Below are 20,127 nucleotides of genomic sequence, written 5' to 3'. Positions count from 1 at the left end.
CAACTGCTATGCCAATTCCAAATTATCACCCCCACAAAGCCGCAGCGTGGAAGCGGATGTGATCTTCGATAAAGGTGGAAATGAAATAGTAGCTGTGATCGTAACCTTCCTGGAAGCGCAAAGTCAGGGGCTGACCGGCAGTCGCGCACGCCTGCTCAAACGCCTCTGGCAATAGCTGGTAAGCTAGAAACTGATCCGCACTTCCCTGATCGATCAGAATGGGGCGATTGTAGCCCGCACTGAGCACCAGTTCGCAAGCATCATACTGACGCCAGCTTTCCATATCGGAACCCAGATAATTGGTGAATGCCTTCTGACTCAGCGCACAGCGCATCGGTGCGGCGATCGGCGCGAAGGCTGAAACTGACTTGTATTGCTGCGGGTTTCTCAGCGCACAAACCAGCGCCCCGTGACCGCCCATAGAATGGCCAAAAATGCTCTGTCGGTCTGGCTGTGCGGGGAAATGCTCTGCAATAATAGCCGGCAATTCGCGCACGACATAGCTGTACATTTGATAGTGCGCCCGCCAGGGTTCCTGGGTGGCGTCCACATAGAAACCGGCACCCGCGCCCAAATCCCAGCTGTCGCTCTCACCCCGAATGCCGGTGTTGCGAGGGCTGGTATCTGGCACAACGAGCATTAACCCGTGTTCGGCGGCATATCGCTGTGCCCCCGATTTTATCATAAAGTTCTCTTCAGTGCAAGTCAAGCCGGAAAGATAATACAGCACCGGCACCCGCTGGGATTTTGCCAGGGGTGGCTGGTAGACGGAAAATCGCATTTCGCCGGCACAGGTTTCTGAGGGATAGCTGTAAAAGCCGACTGTGCCGGCGAAGCAACGGTATTCGCTGATGGGTTTGGGGGAAGGTGACATAAATTTAATTTTTAGCGATTAGCTAATATTCTCCCTTAAGAAAGCGCTTTAATTCTAGCCCCCTCCCCGTACACGGGGAGGGGGTTGGGGGTGGGGTTTTCCTTGAGCAGCTTTATCGATATGCTCCCAGCAGGAAAAAACCGCCTAAAACGTGACAACAGTGCGGATAGACTCGCCTTTGTGCATCAAATTGAAAGCCTCATTGATGCGCTCGACCGGCATGACATTCGTAATCAAATCGTCGATATTAATCTTGCCTTCCATGTACCAGTCAACAATTTTAGGGACATCGGTGCGCCCTCTGGCACCGCCGAAAGCCGTGCCCTTCCAAACGCGCCCGGTTACGAGTTGGAAGGGGCGGGTGCGGATTTCCTCACCGGCACCGGCAACGCCGATAATTACGCTGACGCCCCAGCCTTTGTGGCAGCACTCCAGAGCTTGGCGCATGACATTAACATTGCCGATGCACTCGAAGCTGTAATCTGCGCCGCCTTTGGTTAAATTGACGAGGTAGGGAACTAAATCGCCCTCGACTTCTTTGGGGTTGACGAAGTGTGTCATGCCGAATTTTTCGGCAATCGCTCGCTTGGCGGGGTTGATATCGACGCCCACAATCATGTTAGCGCCCACCATGCGGGCGGCTTGGATAACGTTGAGTCCGATGCCGCCCAGTCCGAATACTACCACATTGGCTCCCGCCTCGACTTTGGCGGTGTTGATGACTGCGCCGATGCCGGTGGTGACGCCGCAACCAATGTAGCAAACTTTCTCGAAGGGGGCGTCTTCGCGAATCTTGGCGACGGCAATTTCTGGGAGTACGGTGTAGTTGGCAAAGGTGGATGTTCCCATGTAGTGATGAATCATCTGTCCATCAAGTGAGAACCGGCTGGTGCCGTCGGGCATGACGCCGCGCCCTTGGGTGACGCGAATTGCTTGACAGAGGTTCGTTTTCATGCTGAGGCAGTATTCGCACTGCCGGCATTCTGGGATGTAGAGGGGGATAACTCGATCGCCGGGTTTGACGCTGGTGACACCGGCACCCACTTCGACGACGGTGCCGGCACCTTCGTGTCCCAGGATAGCGGGAAATAAGCCTTCTGGATCGGCACCGGAGAGGGTGTAGGCGTCGGTGTGACAGATGCCGGTGGCTTTGATTTCCACGAGCACTTCGCCGGCTTTGGGGGGTTCGAGCTTGACGGTTTCGATGCTTAAGGGTTTGCCTGCTTCAAAGGCTACGGCTGCTTTTACGTCCATAGTTGGCTCCGAGGGCGATTTGGGGCGTGACAGCATTATATCGGAGAGCCGGTGACATTTCCATCCTTTTTTCATCCTTTTTTCACGGAGGTGGCAGAGTCCCACTCGTTCCCAGGAGCAGCCTGGGAACGCCCAAAAGGTGGGCTGCCGCCTACTGTAGTGGAAGATATATTTTGGGGCTTATTTTATCGTTCAGAGCTGCGATCATCAGAAATTTTCCAGGATGACCTCTCTCCCCCATGCTACAATATCTTCTACCAAGTTCGGCTGCGTGGGAGAGAAGCTTTTCAACCGGCTCTCTGGCTGTTCGCTCACTAAGCAAATCGCTCCGTCAAATTTTCTCAGCGCATCGAGGAAGGTTTCGCTAAAGCCCTGCGGTTCTCCTGCGTTGGGATTTTCGTAGAAGACTAAGGCAATCCGTTTGTCGGTTTCCAGCAAATCCCAATAGGTTTGCAGCGCCGGCATGGTTTGGGGGGTGCCGTCTGCGCATTTGGGACAGCCGGCTTTGACCATCTCGGCATATATTTTGGCGGCGGGGTTGTGCCGGTCGATGAATTTGCTCCCGTCGATGCAAATTGGCTTGACAGATTGGCTCAGTTGTGCGTCATTGGCGAGGGTGCCGGTGAGCAGTTGGGGTAAGTTGGACAGGTTGAGGCTTTGTGTTGAAGGGGTGGAACCGATGCCGGTGGTTTCTAGAAGTTCTGCAGGAAGGAAAGGCGCACTGTGCCAAGCCTCATAATAATCTGGGTAAGGCATGGTTTGCGCACAGTCCAAAAGGACATCGTAGCAGCGTAGGTGAAGTTTAAGATCGCAATCGTTATCGCTACGACTCTGAGGAAACAGACAGTTTTTCAAAGCTGAGACTGCTGAGGGCAACGGGTGTTTTTGGAGAATTCGCCCCAAGCTTTTAGTCGCTGCAATACGGATGAGATTATGGTGATTAGTGCGAATCAGGTTAATTAGCACCCAGATTGCTTCTGATTGTAGCGCCTCGGCGTGGTACAAGCTTTGAACTGCATTCCAACGGATGACCCAATTCTGGCTGGTGCCAATCAAGTCAATCAGCATGCGTATCGCTTTGGGGTCGCTTTTGCCGATTCGCCCCAGGCTCCTAACCGCTTCCCGAAAAACGTCCTGATCGCTACTGGTCTTAATCACCTCAATCAGCGCCTCGACCGCTTCGGAGTTTCCGGGGACGGTATATCCCAAATACTCAACCACCGTCATACGTTCGCTCCCATCAGGAGTGGAGCGTACCTTCTTAACCAGCGACTCGATCAATTCGGGGTTTTCAGGGTCAAGTTGCCCCGAATTCACATACTCTAGAAACAAGTTAGGTTGCAAAACTCTGGCTGCTTCAGAGTGGTCTGGAGCGATTTCCTTCAAGCTAAGAGGCGCTTCAACACGGATGTACTCATCAGCACTGTTGTGTCTCAGATCAATCAGCGTCGCGATTGCTTCTGGGTTGCCAGGGTCGATTTTCCCTAAGCTCTCAGCCGCTTTCATACGAATGTGGTCATCGGGACTGTTGCACATCAACTCCATCAGCACCGCCTTAACTTCTGGGTTGCCGATGCCGATGTCCCCCAAGCTCTCAACTGCTTCACGACGAAAATCTTCATTGGGAGTGCTTCGGATCAGTTCAATCAGGGCATCGATTGCTCTGCGGCGATCAGTCTCTTGCAGTGTTGCCTTGGCTTTTGCTGTCATCTTATCGGGAGCGTAGCTTTGTCGCGCTCCATCCTTAATAAGCTGTTTGAGAATCTCAATATGCCCGCTAAAATCCCTAATCTCTGTACCCAAGCCCCACTTAACAAGTACCTTGACAATATCATCAGCAAAGCGACACTCCGTAAACTCGGCAATACCGGCAGCAGCTAAAAAATAGGCTCGGTACTCATAAAAGCCCTTGTACTTTAAGACCCACTCCGGGCACCCATCCTGAAACTCCACTAGCGCCTTGATAAACTCCTCCTTCTTCTCCGTATCCACATCCTCTCGCCCCAGCCACAGCAAAATCACCTCCTTCCACTGCGGCTCAAAAATCCGGTAGGTGCCTTGTTTGGGGTTGTGGAAGACATGTTTCAGGAAAAAGTCCCAATCCGGAATCGCACACGCCGCAAAATACTCCTGAAACGTCGGATGGAAAAAAGCGTAAACAGGTTGATGGGGGCTATCCGCATCCACGCCCACCTTATTCAGCCAGCCTAATTGCAGCGCTAACTCCGCCGGAGAACCGGCATCCTCTGGATCTCCCAAAACCTCGCAGACAAAGCGGTGGCGCAGGCGAAAGCGGGTGGGTTCTCCGTCAATAGCTTTAAGCGCCAACTCTCCCAGCTTCGCGTTCAGTTGCCGTCGCCCCTCGGATGTCGTGGGGAATCGGTCTTTTTTCCACTGGTAGATTGTCTCGACAAACTGCTCGTAGAGTTCCGCCTTGGTATCCGGCAACTTGCCTTCCCGCCAGTGCCATGTGGAACACAACAGCATCAACCGCAGGGGATTTCTCACTAAGTCCTTAATCCGCTCTTTCCCCGGTTGCTTGAGTGCTTGCCACAAGCTCTGCCCCATCGACCTATTTTGGCGGAAATAATTCTCAATGAACTTCTCCACCTGCTCTGGCTGGAACGGTAGAGTGCGATAAGTTTCAAAACCGTCCAGAATGCCGGTGTTTGCCTGCCAGACATTCAACCGGCAAGTCACCACCACCCGCGACTGAGCCAGCCAACCCCGTAAAGATAGGGCATCGCGCCTGGAAGCAGCCATTTCATCGAGCCCGTCGAGCAACAACCACACCCGCCGCTCACTGAACTGCTGTTCCCACTCTACCCGAATCTCCTCACCGGCACCCACGATCGCCTCAGAGAGCCAAACTTCCCGCAGGTAATCCCCCAAGCTTCTCCCCTGCAAGTCTCCCAGAGACACCCAAATCGCCAAATCACCTGTATTTTCTAGCAGCCAGAAGGCAATTTTCTGTGAGAGCGTGGTTTTACCGGCTCCTCCTTCCCCAACAATCGCGATTTTGTCGCTTTTTTTCGTGCCGAGGACATCACTCAGAAATCGGCGGTATTCAAAACGCTCAGTTTCTGTCCGCTGCGCTGGCTCATATAATAGTGAGCCCTGTTCTGCCGGCACATCACCCCGGCGTTTGTCTGGTTGCGCTTGCCGCACCAGTGGCAGCTCCACATACATGTCTTCCAGGTCAGATTTCATGCCCTCCGAGGGCATCAGCCGGTTGCTTGTCAGTCGCTGCGCCAGCATCCGCCGGCAAACCTCGCGCCAGTCGATAGGGGTTGGCTCATCCCACTCCTTCTGACTGACAACCTCTGCCGGCTTTAAACCCAACGCTTCTGTAATCCAGATCACAAATTTTTTGTCAATTGGCTTTCCGCCAAGGAACCGCTTAACTGTATCAATACTCGCGCCTGACCTATCCGCAAGGTCTTGTTGAGTCCAACCCTTTTTGTCAGACTTTCCAGGTTTTTGCAGTTCAGCCATTCTTTGGCGAACTTTATCAAGTCCTTCTCGGGTTGCTGGAACACTTCGGGATTTGGGAGTTTTACTCATCGGTAGCATCTGGGTAGATGAGGGCTACCTATAGCTTAGTCCATTGCTAGGGGCAGATGGTAGTGCAGAACAGTGCAGATCGAAATGCACTGTCCTGCTCTGGTGAGCCACTCATCGGGCTTGGTATCCCTGAAGTATCGATTTCAACAATTCAGCTGATGCACACACAACTTTCCCTTTTCCCCGAATTCGACCAGCCCTCCCCCAATCCCCGTCACCGGCAACCGGCTCCCACGCGCCGGCACCCGGCACCCATGTCAATAGACCTCGCGCAACTGCGCAAAGAAATCCAAGCCATCGCCACCCCCATGATTGAAACAGCCGTGCGGGACAGTTACGCTCAAATCAACCGGCTTCTCCAATCCATCCACCCCTATGAATTACGAGTTAATCTACGACCGCACCGGCAGCCGGTCTGTCCTCACAGAAGCCCTCAAAACCGCTCAACAGCAGCTGATTCTTGTCTGCCCTTGGCCAACGACTGCCGGCATGACAAATTCGGTGTTTTCGCAGTTAAAATCCTTGCTAGAAAAAGGTGTGTGTGTTAAAATAGGATGGGGGCGATTAGACGATTTGCAGCCAGGCAAAATAGACCGTAACTTCTGGTATGGTGCCTTGCCCCAACTGCGGCAGCTGCAGCGCAACTCTCCTGAAAACTTCCAGCTTAAAGCATTAGGAACCCATGAAAAGTATCTCGTATGCGATCGCAAATTCGCCATGCTGGGCAGCCACAACTTCCTCACGTCGGGTGTTCGCAGCGCCGAGCGTGAAATAGGACTTCGCACCACAGAGCCGCGCCTTATTCAGGACTTGATTCACCGCTTTGATTCAGCTGAGAATCTAGAAGCTGATTCTACCTGTCGGGGAAGAATAGGCTGGCAATTTAACAGTTTTTAAACCGGCACCCTCCCCCTGAGCGCGGCTCTCCTTCTCGCTCGGGCGGGGGCGGGCACACTCTTCTCGCGCCGCACTAGGGGCGGGAGCACAGATAACCTTTGCTCCCTGCAGATAGCTCGGAGAAACCGGCTTCTGATATAGCAGTAGCCACTTAGATTAGAACATTAGACCTTCAGGCTCGGCGGACGCCGTACCTACGTCTATATATAGCAGTAAGCATTTAGGAAACCTACATTCCGGCCTCCCTTGCTCCAGAGCTCCCGAAGCTTCTATTGTTCTAACCAATATGACTGCTGCTATAGCCGGTGAGCTGCCGCGACTTCAATCTTTATACAAAATTGATGCAACCGGATCTCATATCAGGGCTTGAAACAATCTGGCAGCTGCCAAGAGATGAAAAAGGCTCAAGCACTGCTGCCCGAGCCTTTTTCGATTCATTTGAGTGACTGAGACTAATGGCTCTCACACAGAGGCCAGTGCTTTTGTATCAGCCAGTATTCACGGGCTGAAAGCCCCAACCCCTTAAAGCTTAGTACCGCCGACGGTTGTAGCCGCCGCCGCCATTGCCGCGACCGCCACCAGAGGGGCCACGCTCTTCCCGCGGCTTGGCCTTATTAACTTTCATGTCACGGCCCATCCACTCAGCACCGTCCAGGGCTTCAATGGCTGCAGTTTCTTCAGCGTCGGTACTCATTTCCACAAAACCAAAGCCGCGCAGACGACCTGTTTCGCGGTCTACAGGCAGCTGAACCCGCTTTACAGTACCGTATTCTTGAAATACGCCGGTCAGGTCTTCTTGAGTCACTTCGTAGGAAAGGTTGCCTACATAAATGGACATGGATTATCTCCCAAATCAAATACGTGTGGAGGTTGAGATTTCGGAGAGAAGCCTGTCAATACTAAAAGGGAAAAGCCTATCAATACCACAAACCAGCACTGCAACCGAATTTCACTCTCACTCCTTAGGCTAGCACAGCCTGCGTGAAAAGTGGCGGAGAGAGAAAAACTGTTACAAAACTTAATATTTCGCAAAGCAGCACAAGGCGACACCGGCTTGACCTGCGGGGGAGAGCGCTCTGTGGCGTGCAGTTGATTTAAATCCCTAATTGCAATGCCGGTGGCCCATCGCCGGCGGAGCCTGCTCAGGAGCGCCAATCAGATCGATATCATCCGAGCGGTGCAATAAAAGCAATCTTGACAGCTGGTACAATCGTAGGGAGCATCCCGATTGTGCAAAGAAGCCCAAATGAATGCGACAATGATTTGAGCAAGGAGTAGGAGGAGAACATTTTTGGCCAGCTGAATCCCAGAAACGGGATTGAAGCGAAATCGCCAGCCCCCTGCCGCCAGCTCAAGTCGGCGTCAGTGTACTGGCGCGCATCGCTACGCTGCCGGTGATGGTGGCCCACTGCGGGCGTGGATTTCCCCAAGGCGGCAACCTGTAAAGACCTGCTAAAACCTTAGGTAAACAGCCATCAGGAGACCAGTGATGCGCATAGCCCAACAGCCCCTCACAAGCAGCAGCGCCGGCGGTTCTGACACCGAGCTGATTCACAAGTGGTTGCAGCAAAAGCCTCCCGCACGGCGGCGCTCTCACTGGCTGCTCGTCAAACAGTTCCGGGACTTCGTGCGCAAACCCCTAACAGAGGTGACCAAAGCCGATGTGGATGCGTTCGCGACTTCCCTGACTTCACGGGGAATCCCACCGCAAACAGTAGCGCGAACAGTATTGGCGGTAAAGTCCCTGCTGGCCTTTGGTGCGAAGCGCACCGGCACTAGGCCGGTGAACACTCCCCCACCCGAGAGCCGCACCGGCGCTAGGCAGGTGAACACTCCCCCGCCCGAGAGCCGCACCGGCACTAGGCCGGTGAACACTCCCCCACCCGAGAGCCACACCGGCGCTAGGCAGGTGAACACTCCCCCGCCCGAGCTCCCAGCCGCCCCACCCCCCCGACGAAAGAAGCCGCCGGCGAGCGAGAAATATCGCCCCCCTTTGCGATTGTGGCTGAGTTTAGGCATCTGCTTTGGGCTGTTGCTCACCGTTTCCCGCGCCGGAATGCTGGCACCGGCAAGCCGGGAGATCAGCAAAAAGTGGGAGGAGATACTCTCACCCCCCCCAGACGAGTCAGTCAAAAACGCCCGCACCAAAGCGTTTCTCGACACCATCGCTTGGGCGGAAGGCACAGACGAGGCCGCCCGTTACCGCACCCAGTACACCGGCACCCAGTTTGCTGGCTTCCACGATCATCCCCGAGAGATCAAATGTGGCGTGCGCTACGGACAGCAGCTTTGCGCCGACGCCGCCGGTCGCTACCTGTTTCTCAGCTCCACCTGGGACCGCCTCGCCAAAAAAATTGGCGCGACCGACTTCAGCCCCGCCAATCAAGACCTGGCGGCGATAGAATTGCTTCGCGAGCATGGAGCCTTAGAAGATATTGAAGCGGGCCGGTTCGAGGTAGCGGTGCACAAGCTAACAGCCGTGTGGCCATCCTTAAAGCATGCCGGTGACGGGCACAACGAACCGGCAATCGTCCGGCTCCATCAAGTTTACCAAAAGCGCTTGGAAAGCTATTTATAGCGGTCAACTTTCCTTCGCCATTGCCGACACAATAGCTTGCTGGCTCACCTGTTTGTACACCGCATCCAAATATTGCATCACCGCCTGAGAAGTGCCGGTGCCCCCTCCCCCCTCGGATGGCAGAGGAATCGGTCCGAGAACATCCAAAACCGTACCGCTGCTTGGCGGCGGCGCAATCACCACCAAAGAAGGCTCCAGCTCCTCGCTATACTGCCAGAATCCCTCAACCCTCACCGCCGGTTGGGAAGCGGGAGATGGAAAGTTATCCGCCGGGATTTGGGGATTTGGGGATTCGCCCTCCGCCTTCCCCCGCATCTGGCGCAATTCCGCCATAATTTGCTCTTTGGTGCGCCCCCGCAGCTGAAACAGCACAAAAGGGTCTTCCGCAAACCGGTCTGCCAGCAAATAGTAAACCGCCCCAATATGTTTGCAAGGATTCGCCTTATCCGGACAGCTGCACCGGCTGCGGATCTCATCCAGCGTAAACGGAAACAAGCTCAGCCCATTTTTCGCAAACACATCCTCAATATTTTGCGGCATTTCCCCGGCTAACAGTTTAGCAGAAAAAACCGCCCGCTCCGCCATTGTTTCTATCACATAACCCCACTCCTCCTCCGTAAACTGGTTGAGAAACAGCGAAACTTGATACGGTTCCGGCTCCGTTCCCTGCACCCTCGCCAGCACCTTTCCCTCGCGAAACTCAATACTCAGCACATTCCCCTGCCGGGCGTAAACGCGAGCCCGCTCCAAGCGCTTCTTAAAGCGATACTTATCCAGCAGCTCCAGCCACCGCTCCACCCACCACTCGCGACTTATTTCCTGTTTCTCACTCGCCATATTGGATTTTGGATTTTGGATTTTGGATTTTGAAGTTTGGATTGGGTATTTTGGATTGAGGATTGGGGATTGGGGATTAATTGTTTTCCTCAATGCCCCATGCCCCATGCCCCATGCCCCATGCCCCATGCCCCATGCCCCATGCCCCATGCCCTATGCCCCATGCGCCTATTATAGCAGTAGCTACTTAGATTAGAACATTAGACCTTCAGGGGGGCGGGACGCCTGCCCTACGTCTATATAGCAGTAAGCATTTAGGAAACCTACATTCCGGCCTCCCTTGCTCCAGAGCTCCCGAAGCTTCTATTGTTCTAACCAATATGACTGCTGCTATACTATCTTTGCAAACTTGGTATCACCAATCATTTACACCCGCTCTATTTCAGCTGCGCTCAATAAGCGGGCAGCTATAAATCAACAGAACCGCTCGCAAGCGGGTTCTTTGCTGCGCGGACGCCACTAGAGAGCTTGCCCTGTTAATGGGACTGTCCCAACTGGCGCTCGCCGACCAGCGGCTGGCCCCCACGACTTGTCCAACCGCCTGTTTATTAAGAGATATTTCAATTTATTAAGTTTCTATACGATTTTTCCGTTCTTTATCAGTTTTTTATTTTCTATTTATACATTCAAGTGGTTGGTGGCTCACCGGCTAACCAACCGTTTCGCTGGCCACGGTTTTTTTTAGGATGTGAGAATTTTATGGCCACCTGTCCTTGCTGCTCCAACCCAATGCTGCGCCACGTGCGCTCGCATGAAACTTACTGGTTCTGCCGGCACTGTTGGCAAGACATGTCGAATCTGGTTTCCGAAAGAAACACGAGCCTTTCAAGTTTGGCCGCACTAATTTACTCACCCCTCACAGAACGAATTTCCTTAGGGGTCAGGATTTCAGCTAATACCAAGTTTAGATAGATAGTAATTTTACGCACGATGGAAACCTCTTGAGGCCCGCAGTTTTAATCCAAAATTCCAAATTTAAAATCCCAAATTCGGATCGGACAGGGCTTTCAAGGAAATAAGAAAGTGCGGAGTTGGGATGCGATCGCGCCCTTCCCCCCACTCCCCAGGCTCAACGAATCGCACCGGATTTTGACATTTTATGCCCACGAATACCCTCTTGATATCTAGATTTTAAATCCAAAATCCAAAATCCAAAATCCAAAATCCAAAATATAAAATCCAAAATTTCTCTGATTCTCGCCGGCTAAATCACCCGAGTCAGAGGGCTGCCACTTGCAACTTTTTGCGAGCTACTTTGCGAGCTGCTGCGGGCGCGAACAGGGAGCTCAATGCAAAACTCCGCACCCTGACCGGGTTTAGACAGACATTTGAGCGCCCCGCCGTGCTTTTCAGCAACGATTTGGTGGCTGATGGACAGCCCCAGCCCCGTACCCCTGCCGGCGGGTTTAGTGGTAAAAAACGGATCGAACAGGCGGGAAAGGACTTCCTCAGACATCCCCGCGCCGTTATCGGCAATCGAGATCCGGACAAATGGAGAACTCGGCACTGGAAATTGGGAAGTGGGCATTGAAGATTGCGAAGAATCTTCCGGATGCGCCATTCCCCACGCCCCATTCCCCACCTCGGTGCGAATCTGAATCGTGGGCGCTGGGCATTGCTCTTCTTTCCCACGCCCAGCGCCCGATGCTCGGTGCCCCTCTTCGAGCGCGTCAATCGCATTGGTGAGGAGATTCATAAACACCTGATTCAACTGCCCAGCATAGCACTCCACCGGCGGCAAATTGCCATACTCCTTAATCACGCTAATGCCGGGACGCTCTGACTTCGCTTTCAGCCGGTAATTCAAAATCAGTAAAGTGTTATCAATCCCCTCGTGAATATCCACCGGCTTCAAATCCGCCTCATCCAGACGAGAGAACATGCGCAGCGAAAGGACAATTTGGCGGATGCGGTCCGCGCCAAGCCGCATCGACCCCAGCATTTTAGGCAAGTCTTCCTTCAAAAACTCCATATCCATAGCTTCTTTCTCCGCTTCAATTTCCGGCACCGCTACAGTACAGACTTCCTCGTAAAGCTGCAAGAGGTTGAGCAAATTTTGCGTGTACTCACTGGCGTGAGCGAGATTGCCGTAAATAAAATTGACCGGATTGTTAATTTCGTGGGCCACACCGGCTACCAGCTGTCCGAGAGACGACATTTTTTCGCTCTGTACCAGTTGGGTTTGAGTTTGCTTGAGCTCACGAAAAGCTTGTTCCAGCTGAGTCGCTTGCTCTCTCAACCGAGCTTCTGATTCCCGCAGCGCCTCCAAAGCGCGGGCAGCGGCAAGGGTGGCCTCTACGCGCTCTGTGATATCCTGGAAAACAGCAACACCGCCTCGGGTAGCGCCGGTTTCATCTTTGAGCGGTGTGGCGTTAACGAGCAGCCAAACCCCATCTGGCTTTTGCGGAGTGCGGCTCAGCAGTTCCATATCCTCCACTCGCTCTCCCCGCATCGCACGCGCCAGAGGCACCTGTTCCGGCGGATAGAGCGTCACCCCATCCGGCAAAAACAGGCCGTACTGTTCCGACCATTCCTCAAGTTTAGCGTCTGTCGAACCGGTGCCGAGAATCTGCTCCCCTGCAGGGTTGAACAGCAAAAATTGCCCCTTTTCATCGGCGACAGCGACGCCACTCCCCATGCTGTCGAGGACAGATTGCAGGATAGCGGTTTGCTTTTTCAGTTCCGCCGCCGTCCGCGAGCGCTCGGTCATCTCGCGATAAATCAAGTAGTAGAGCAAAGAGAGAATAGCAAAATGCAGGAAGATGCCGGTGGAAAGTGTTACAATAGTATTTCGCGCACTCGCCTCCGCCGCTTGCGAGCGCACCAGCAACAGGTGATCCTCCTCCTCCTTCATCTCCTGAATATGCTGCCGGATCTCATTGATAACCGAGCTTCCCTTACCGGCACGCAGCAACTGCGCCGCCGCCTCAAATCCCTGGGTTTTCCGCACATTGAGCCTGTTCTGGAGCTGGGCTAATCTTCGGGAAATTAGAGGTTCCAGGGTGGCGAGCCGGCGCTGCATGCTGGGGCTATCCGAGATTAATTGCCTGAGTTCCTGAACTATTCGCTGCACAGACTCAAGGTCAGCCTGATACAGTTTGAGGTCAGCGTCTTGTCCTGTGATAATATAGCCGCGCTGACCGCTTTCGGCATCCTTCATTAGAGAGATTATTCCTTCGAGCTTGCCAAGAACCTCTTGGGTGTGTGCCAGCCCTTTATGGGATTCAATGAGTTGAGTAACGCTCTGGTACGAGGCGGCACTCACGCCAACTAGAATTGCTGATGCCAGACCAAACCCCGCGATTACTTTTTGTGGGACAGACAGCAACATAGGTCCTCCTTTGGGAGCCTCCTTTGGGGGGTGAGCTCCTTGAACTGCGCTATCTGAATTCTAACCCCCCTACCGGATGGGGCTCAGCGCAGCGGCGGTAAGGCGAAAACCTTGTGCTGGTGCCAGTTGCAGCTAATTTTAGCCCCGGAAATTTTTAATATTTTCTACCAATTTGCTGCAGGAGTTGCCCTGTTGGCAAAAGGCGATTAAACCAAAAAAGCTTCTGCTGCCAGAAGCTTTTTTACCCGCCGGGCTCTCCGCCGGCATGACGGCACCCTGAACTGGGCTCGTATTTCTGCCTTGTGCTATTTAACAGCCGCCGCCGCTTTCGCCGCCGCCGCCTCATCCGGGTGGATGCCCAAGCGCGTCAGATTGATGCGACCTTTCGGGTCAATTTCCCGAACCTTAACAATCACCTCATCGCCAACCGAGAGCTCGTCTTCCACCTTGCCAACGCGGTAGTCCGCGATCTGGGAAATGTGGATCATCCCTTCCTTCCCGGGGAGAAATTCCACAAACGCGCCAATCGGGATAATCCGAGTCACCCGACCGACATAAACATCTCCCGCACTCAGCTTGCGCGTCATATTCTGAATAATCGTGCGGGCGCGTTTAGCTTTTTCGGCGTCTATGGCGGAGATGGTGACAGTGCCGTCGTCCTCAATATCAATCTTAGCGCCGGTTTCCTCAGTAATGCCCTTAATCGTCTTGCCCCCTGGCCCAATGATCGTGCCGATCATGTCTGGATCGATCTTAATCGTCAGCAAGCGGGGGGCAAAGGGCGAGAGTTCCGCACGGGGCTTGCTGATGGTGCCCAGCATTTTCTCCAGGATGTGCGCCCGCGCCGGCTTGGCCTGATGGACAGCTTTGGCGATAATCTCCACCGGCAGGCCGGTAATCTTCATGTCCATCTGCAGCGCCGTCACCCCGGTATCGGTGCCGGCCACCTTGAAGTCCATATCGCCCAAAAAGTCCTCAATCCCCTGAATATCCGTCAGGATGCGGACTTCATCCCCTTCCTTAATCAAACCCATTGCCGCACCGCTGACCGGTTTGGAGATGGGCACACCGGCATCCATCAGCGCCAGAGTCGAGCCGCAAACCGAGCCCATCGAGGTCGAACCGTTCGACGAAAGAACCTCCGACACCACCCGAATCACATAGGGGAACTCTTCTTGCGGAGGCAGTACCGGCACAATTGCCCGTTCCGCCAGAGCCCCGTGACCGATTTCGCGGCGTCCCGGAGCCCGCAGCGGCTTCGTTTCGCCCACCGAGAACGGCGGAAAATTGTAGTGGTGCAGGTAGCGCTTCTCATCTTCTGGGTGCAAGTCATCCGCCAGTTCTTGGGCGTCGCCCGGAGTTCCCAGAGTCACCGCAGACAGCACCTGAGTCTGCCCCCGGTTAAACAAACCGCTGCCGTGCACCCGCTTGGGCAGAAGGCTCACCAGACAGGACACTGGGCGCACCTCATCGAGCCGACGCCCGTCCACCCGCACGCCATCTTCCAGGATTTGCCGGCGCATCAACTTCTTCGTCACATCCTTGAAAACATTGTCCACCGCTTTGCCATTAGCGGCGGCTGCGGCGCGGATCGGGTCATCTTCTGGCATTTCTGCAATCGCCGCCGCTACCAGCGTTTCCTTAATCTCATCCAAAGCCGCGTCGCGGGCATTTTTATCCAGCTCAAACTCAGCTAGAATCCCTTTAACCGGCTCGCCGGCGCGCTCGCGGATGAAGTTCTCCAGCGTCGGGTCTACTGGCGGTGCCTCCTCGTGAACCAGTTCGATGCCCAAATCGGCGATCAGCTCTTGCTGAGCTCGAATCAAATCGCTCGCCGCTTCGTAGCCAAACTCGATCGCCTCAATGATGTCCCGCTCGGGCAGCTGGTTCGCACCGGCTTCCACCATCACCACCCCATCCGGCGAACCCGCCACCACCAGATCCAGGTCCCCCTTTTCGATCTCGCCATAAGTCGGGTTGATAATAAAATCATCGCCCAACAGCCCAACCCGCACCGCTGCCATTGGCCCATTAAACGGGATTTTAGCCAGCAGCACTGCCACAGACGCGCCGGTCACTGCCAGCACGTCCGGCGGCACCAGTTCATCCATCGACAGCGTTGTCGCTACAATTTGAATGTCATCCCGCAGCCACTGGGGAAACAGGGGGCGCAGGGGCCGGTCGATCAGCCGGCTGGTGAGAATCACTTTTTCCGGAGGACGCCCTTCCCGCCGCAAGAAGCCTCCCGGAATCCGACCGGCAGCGTACAGCCTTTCTTCATAGTCCACCAACAGCGGCAGAAAATCAATCCCCTCTCTTGCCGCCGCCCGGGTAGCCGTCACCAGAACGGCTGTGTCTCCCGACTCAATCAGCACCGCACCGCCCGCCTGGGGCGCAAACGTACCAACTTTCAGCCGAATATCCCGTCCGTCAAAGGATATCGACTTGTTCAGTTCTTTCATGCCGTACTTTTTCCTTCTCTATTCTTTCCTGAGGCAATCGTAGCATTGAATATAGGGCTCCCGCTCCCTGATTGGCGGCGCACCGCACGGGAGCATCAAGGGTTGTGCAAAGAAGCCCATATCAATGCGACAATGATTTCAGCAGGGAGTGTCAGGAGACGATGTTTGGCCAGCTGAATCCCGGAAACGGGATTGAAACAAACCACCGCACCCTTTGCCAAACCGCCTCGCAAGCCCTAGGCATGCCGGCACGGCAGGCTCCCCCCGGCTCTCCCTCCCCCCCTTTCCGCTGTACAATAAATCCAGGGCTGTCATAATGGCCACAGCCTCTCGGGAGCTTGCGCTAAGCACCACAGCGATAGCTACGCGGTTTCGCCACCCCATGCCTGCGGGCCCGCTTCCGCCGGCGTGCCGGCGAGCCCCGACAAAAGGCATTTCCCTATTATATAGTGTTTATAATTGTTTGGTGAAAAAATTCTTTTTAAATAAACCGCCGCCGTGAAGGAGCGCCAAGGAAAAAGAAGAGAGAGTATTTCACACATCAATTAGAGCGGCTATATCCCGATAGGGTGATGATTAAGAGGTCAGTTACAAAAAAAATCTAGCCCTCCCAATAGGCTCCACGCGCAAGGGTGGCGCGTACTGGGGCTGGCTCAGAAAAGTAGGGGCGGGCTCTCGCAGGATAGCCGAGACTGGATGTGCCGGGGAGAAGGGAAAATTTGAGCGGCGCTCGGGGAAGTAAAGGGGCGAGTGCCATCTGGCGCAAGGAAGGAACCTGCCGCTGTTGATTCAATTCCGGAACGAGGGTAAAATTTGAAAGTTTGAAAGCAAATTCATGGTAGTTCTAGATGGCAATTTTACACGGCACTTGGAGACTTCAGAATCAGGGAAGCTATCTGTTTATTTGGGGAGAAACCTGGCGGAGAGTGACGCCATCTCAAGCCCCTCAGCTTGAGGGGGCGCAGCCCAACCCCTTGGCGATGACGCCCGCTGAGCTGGCGGAATTCCTCAAATCGCTGCAGCAGACCGGCCCCCTTAAGGGCCCCCTTAAGGGCAATTTGAGCTGGTCGCTGCCGGCGGGTGCCGTTCCCAAAACCGAAAAAGGCAAAAAGCAAAAAGCCAAACCAGAAACTGCCCTCTCAAGTGTGTGGAAATCCCAGGACATTGCCTTACCCACTCACATCCCAGAACCGCCCGGATCTCCCTATCCCGCCCATTCCGCCGCCGCACCGGCTCTTGAGGATATTCCCCCAGCATATTTATACCCGTGGCGGGTTGAGGGGCTCTGCCTGGACGCCCCAGAGGCGATGAAATTCTTGCAGGCGCTCCCCCTGGGCGCAGGTGGGGCGGCGGACGCCCCAACCCAAGAAAAATTTGTGGGGGCGGATTTGCGCTTTTGGTCGCATGTGGCCAGGTGGAGCCTGGATTTGCTCGCCCGCAGCAAGTTTTTGCCGGCACTGGAGCTACAAGAGGATGGCTCCGCCGCCGCTATCTGGCAGCCCCTGCTGGACAGCGCCACGGATCGGGAGCGTCTGGAGCGCTATGCCTTGCAAATGCCACCGGCAGCCCGCACCTATTGTGCAGCAAACAGCCCGCACCCGGCGGTGGATTTGCCACCCTCCCCCCAAGAATTGCTGCGGGGTGTCCTCAGCACCCTCACAGACGCCCAAGTCCGAAAAGTGGCCGGTGCCCTCACCCCGGAAACGGGATTGAAAGCGGCTCTTAATGTGCCGGTGCGGGAGTGGCTGCACGCTCTGGGCGCTGGGGGTGCCGGTTTGCCCGTCAAGGCGCTCTGGGCGCTAGAACTGCTGGAAACCGCGCTCCAGACTTGGACAGAGCCGGTGCAGCGCCAGATGGCAGGGCAGAACCAGTTTCGCACCGGCTTTTATGTCCGCCCGCCAAAAGAAGGCAAAACCGACTGGAAGCTGGAGTATTATTTGCAAGCTGCGGACAGTAGCGACTTTTTGGTCAGCGCCAAAACCGTCTGGAGCAACCCCGTGGAGCGCCTGTCTTATTTGGGGCGGACGATTGAGCAGCCGCAAGAAACACTCCTCAGCGGTTTGGGTTTAGCTTCCAAAATCTACCCTCCGATAGAAGCCAGTTTGAACCAGGCGTCTCCAGAATTTTGCTCAATCACGCCGGTGCAGGCGTATGAGTTTCTCAAGACAGTCGCGTGGCGCTTCCAGGATAGCGGCTTGGGAGTCATCATGCCGGCAACTCTGGCCAATCGGGAGGGCTGGGCCAACCGGCTCGGGCTGAGCATTCGAGCCGAAACGCCCAAATTGAAGGCTTCCGACCGGTTGGGATTGCAGAGCCTGCTCAACTTCAAGTGGGAGCTGACCATAGGGGGACAGCGGATTTCGCAGGCGGAGTTTAACCGGCTCGTGGCGCTCAATTCCCCGCTGGTGGAGATTAATGGCGAGTGGGTGGAGCTGCGACAGCAAGACGTGCGAGCCGCTCAGGAATTTTTTAAAGGTCGCAAAGACAAGATGGCGCTGTCGCTCGAAGATGCGCTGCGCCTTGCGACTGGCGACACGCAGACGATTGAAAAGCTGCCGGTGGTGAATTTTGAAGCCGGTGGGGCGCTGCAGGAACTGTTCTCCAACCTGATGGACAGCCGAGCGGTTGAGCCGATTCCAGCTCCCCAGAGCTTCCGGGGCGAGCTGCGCCCCTACCAAGCGCGGGGTGCCGGCTGGCTGGCTTTCTTGGAACGGTGGGGTCTGGGTGCCTGTTTGGCGGACGACATGGGTTTGGGAAAGTCGATCGAGACTATCGCTTTTCTGCTGCACCTGCAAGAGCAAGATGTTCTGGAAGCGCCGGTGCTTCTGGTTTGCCCAACTTCAGTATTGGGCAACTGGCAGCGAGAAGTCAAGAAATTTGGCCCGACGCTGAAGGTGTTGCTGCATTACGGGGACAAACGCGCCAAAGGCAAGGCGTTTGCTAAGGCAATTAGCGGTAAGGATTTAGTGATTACCAGCTATCCGCTGCTGCAGCGGGATGCCAAGGATCTCCAGAGCGTTTCTTGGCAAGGCGTGGTTGTGGATGAGGCGCAGAATATTAAGAATCCGGAGGCGAAGCAGTCGCAAGCGGCGCGTCAGCTGCAGGCGCAGTTTCGCATTGCCCTCACCGGCACACCGGTGGAGAACCGCCTGCAAGAGCTGTGGTCAATTTTGGATTTCCTCAATCCGGGGTATTTGGGAGCGCGGCAATTCTTCCAGCGCCGGTTTGGGATTCCGATTGAGAAGTATGGGGATACGGCTTCGCTACAAACCCTGCGCTCCCTTGTGCAACCTTTCATTTTGCGCCGGCTCAAAACTGACCGCGAAATTATTCAGGACTTGCCCGAAAAGCAGGAGATGACGGTATTTTGCGGGCTCGCTGCCGAGCAGGCGCAACTCTATCAAAAGACAGTGGAAGCCTCCCTGGCTGAAATTGAATCCGCCGAAGGGCTGCAGCGCCGGGGGATGATTTTAGCCCTGCTTGTCAAGCTGAAACAAATCTGCAACCACCCGGCGCAATTTTTAAAGGAGAGCGCTCTGGGAGCCGCGCACCGTTCTGGGAAGTTGCAGCGGTTGGAGGAAATGCTGGAGGAGGTGCTGCTAGAGGGCGACCGCGCTCTGATTTTCACTCAATTTGCTGAGTGGGGGAAATTGCTAAAACCCCATTTAGAGCGGGAATTGGGGCGGGAGGTGCTGTTTCTGTATGGCAGCACGCGCCAGCAAGATCGGGAAGCGATGATTGACCGCTTCCAGCACGACCCCCAAGGGCCACCCATTATGATTCTTTCCCTGAAAGCCGGTGGCACCGGCTTGAATTTGACGCGGGCCAATCACGTTTTCCACTTTGACCGCTGGTGGAACCCTGCGGTGGAAAATCAGGCAACGGACCGGGTGTTTCGCATCGGGCAAACGCGCAATGTGCAGGTGCACAAATTTGTCTGCACCGGCACGCTGGAGGAGAAAATTCATGATATGATTGAGAGTAAGAAGGCTCTGGCGGAGCAAGTGGTAGGGGCTGGGGAACAGTGGCTGACAGAATTGGATACGGACGGGCTGCGCAATTTGCTGCTGCTTGACCGGAATGCTGTGATTGATGAGGAGTAGGTATAGCAGTATGCACTTAGGTTAGTACATGGGCATCATCGCATCACGCATGCATGGCATCACGCAAAAGCTGGTAGGAGCGGGTTTACTAACATCTGGTAAAACCCAGAGACATCTTGGGTGAACCCGCCCCTACTGACCCCATGCGCATCGGGCTCATGCGCATGAGCCCCATAAGCCATGTCATTAATGTCTTAACCAATATGACTACTACTGCTATATATGCT

The 20,127-nt window shown here is 54.8% G+C and carries 10 protein-coding genes; 3 read left to right on the top strand and 7 right to left on the bottom strand.

Going from position 1 to position 20,127, the window contains the following annotated elements; all coding sequences use genetic code 11:
• Window positions 1-25: 25 nt before the first annotated feature.
• The 3 genes from fghA to OSC10802_RS42370 all read right to left on the bottom strand — a co-directional run bounded on the left by fghA (window position 26) and on the right by OSC10802_RS42370 (window position 5,623).
• Window positions 26-874, bottom strand: a complete 849-nt coding sequence (gene fghA, locus OSC10802_RS0129315; RefSeq protein ID WP_017720345.1) for an S-formylglutathione hydrolase — start codon at window positions 872-874, stop codon at window positions 26-28.
• 144 nt (window positions 875-1,018) lie between these two features.
• Window positions 1,019-2,128, bottom strand: a complete 1,110-nt coding sequence (locus OSC10802_RS0129310; protein WP_017720344.1) for an S-(hydroxymethyl)glutathione dehydrogenase/class III alcohol dehydrogenase — start codon at window positions 2,126-2,128, stop codon at window positions 1,019-1,021.
• 207 nt (window positions 2,129-2,335) lie between these two features.
• A complete protein-coding gene (locus tag OSC10802_RS42370; protein ID WP_017720343.1) occupies window positions 2,336-5,623 on the bottom strand; it encodes an NACHT C-terminal alpha/beta 1 domain-containing protein in 3,288 nt (1,095 codons plus the stop codon).
• Window positions 5,624-6,067: 444 nt separating this feature from the next.
• Between OSC10802_RS42370 and OSC10802_RS0129300 the strand changes: the two genes are divergently transcribed.
• Window positions 6,068-6,589 (top strand): phospholipase D-like domain-containing protein, encoded by a 522-nt coding sequence (locus tag OSC10802_RS0129300; protein WP_017720342.1) that lies wholly within the window; start codon window positions 6,068-6,070, stop codon window positions 6,587-6,589.
• A gap of 529 nt (window positions 6,590-7,118) precedes the next feature.
• On the opposite strand, the gene rbp is transcribed toward OSC10802_RS0129300, so the two are convergent.
• The gene (gene rbp, locus OSC10802_RS0129290; protein ID WP_017720340.1) at window positions 7,119-7,427 is read right to left on the bottom strand and encodes an RNA-binding regulator; all 309 of its coding nucleotides are present in this window, start codon (window positions 7,425-7,427) and stop codon (window positions 7,119-7,121) included.
• A gap of 651 nt (window positions 7,428-8,078) precedes the next feature.
• On the opposite strand from rbp, the gene OSC10802_RS48100 reads away from it, so the two are divergent.
• Entirely contained in the window at window positions 8,079-9,167 is a 1,089-nt protein-coding gene (locus OSC10802_RS48100; protein WP_017720339.1) for a glycoside hydrolase family 24 protein, read from the top strand.
• Between the two features lie 3 nt (window positions 9,168-9,170).
• Here OSC10802_RS48100 and OSC10802_RS0129280 read toward each other — a convergent pair whose 3' ends face one another.
• The 3 genes from OSC10802_RS0129280 to OSC10802_RS0129265 all read right to left on the bottom strand — a co-directional run bounded on the left by OSC10802_RS0129280 (window position 9,171) and on the right by OSC10802_RS0129265 (window position 15,797).
• The gene (locus OSC10802_RS0129280; protein ID WP_017720338.1) at window positions 9,171-10,004 is read right to left on the bottom strand and encodes an SWIM zinc finger family protein; all 834 of its coding nucleotides are present in this window, start codon (window positions 10,002-10,004) and stop codon (window positions 9,171-9,173) included.
• Between the two features lie 1,204 nt (window positions 10,005-11,208).
• Entirely contained in the window at window positions 11,209-13,335 is a 2,127-nt protein-coding gene (locus OSC10802_RS42365) for a CHASE3 domain-containing protein (protein ID WP_017720337.1), read from the bottom strand.
• Between the two features lie 305 nt (window positions 13,336-13,640).
• Complete coding sequence (locus OSC10802_RS0129265; protein ID WP_017720335.1) at window positions 13,641-15,797, bottom strand: polyribonucleotide nucleotidyltransferase; 2,157 nt, start codon at window positions 15,795-15,797, stop codon at window positions 13,641-13,643.
• 848 nt (window positions 15,798-16,645) lie between these two features.
• Here OSC10802_RS0129265 and OSC10802_RS0129260 point away from each other — a divergent pair.
• On the top strand, window positions 16,646-19,900 hold the full coding sequence (locus OSC10802_RS0129260; RefSeq protein WP_017720334.1) for a sll1366 family intein-prone helicase: 3,255 nt from the start codon (window positions 16,646-16,648) through the stop codon (window positions 19,898-19,900).
• The last annotated feature ends 227 nt before the right edge of the window (window positions 19,901-20,127 follow it).

Origin of the sequence: Kamptonema formosum PCC 10802, assembly GCF_000332335.1 — a bacterium.
In the GTDB taxonomy this organism is placed as follows: Bacteria; Cyanobacteriota; Cyanobacteriia; order Cyanobacteriales; family Oscillatoriaceae; genus Oscillatoria.
The sequence above is the reverse complement of the archived record's forward strand: the minus strand, read 5'-3'. Positions and strand labels throughout refer to the sequence as shown.